Annotated in this window: 2 protein-coding genes; both read left to right on the top strand. The window is 73.2% G+C overall.

The features are described from left to right. Nucleotides 1-196 (top strand): hypothetical protein (locus D7Y11_RS44815; RefSeq protein WP_233607594.1); only part of this gene is annotated, 196 nt, incomplete at its 5' end. A gap of 95 nt (nucleotides 197-291) precedes the next feature. Next, nucleotides 292-1,000, top strand: a 709-nt coding sequence (locus tag D7Y11_RS42695) for a hypothetical protein (protein ID WP_126936521.1), incomplete at its 3' end; no start/stop codon positions are given.

The raw sequence follows: 1,000 nt of genomic DNA, 5'->3' as shown, positions 1-1,000 counted from the left end.
CCAGCCGCCTCCGGCCCCACCCGCGCCCATCGAGGTCTACTGCACGCGCTTCGACGAGCGGGTGGCGCCCTGCCCCGGCGCCTGCGGAGGCACGCTGCCCGGCCCGAGCGAGCTCGCGCTCCTCGCGTCCATCGCCGGTGAGCCACCGCCCACCGCGCCGGAAGGACTGAGCGCCTGCATGCCCGCCCTTCCATGAACCTCCAACTTCGTCGGGCCGCGTCAAAGCCCGTTCTCCCTTTTACAACCGCCGTCCGCTCCGCTATCCCGCGACCGTCACCCAGGAGTGTCCCCGTGAAGCGAAGTCTCTCCGGTCTGCTCGTCGCACTCGCGTTCACCGCCTGCAAGCAGGAGGCGCCGGGCAAGATGGAGCCCATCCCGCGCCCGCCGGGTGCCACTGCGCCCGAGCCCGCCGAGGCCGCTCCCGTTCCCGCCGCGCCCGCCGTCCCCAAGGACGCCGTCGTCCTGCGCTGGAAGCTCGTCCAGGACGCACCCATCTCCTTCCGCCTCAACCTCGCCCTGGACCGCAACGCGCCCGTCCTGGAGTCCGTCCCGGCGGAGAAGCCCGCCAAGGCCGACAAGAAGAAGGGGAAGGACGCCAAGGCCGCCCCCGCCGCTCAAGCCCCGGCCGCCGCCAAGGCCCCCGTCCCCACCGAGTACACGTACGTGCTCGTGCTGGACAAATCCGGTGAGCGCCAGCTGCGCGTGGCGCCCAACACCGGCGCGCCCGAGGACGCCACCTTCAGCGACCGCGGCTTCATCATCGACGGGCTCCAGGGCCCCGCGCGAAACCTGGCCACGCTGGTGCTGGAGCTGCCGCGCGACCCCGTGCGCCCCGGCGAGACGTGGCCCCTGGGCACCGAGCTCACCACGCCGGACGCCCTGGGCACCCTGTTCCGCCGCGCCCCCGGCGGCGAGCGCCACAACCGCGTGAAGCTCGTCTCCGTCACCCCGGGTGACAACGGCGAGCAGGTGGCCACGCTCGAGTACGACATCGTGGAGC

It is taken from the genome of Corallococcus sp. AB018 (assembly GCF_003986945.1).
In the GTDB taxonomy this organism is placed as follows: Bacteria; Myxococcota; Myxococcia; order Myxococcales; family Myxococcaceae; genus Corallococcus; species Corallococcus exiguus.
The sequence above is the reverse complement of the archived record's forward strand: the minus strand, read 5'-3'. Positions and strand labels throughout refer to the sequence as shown.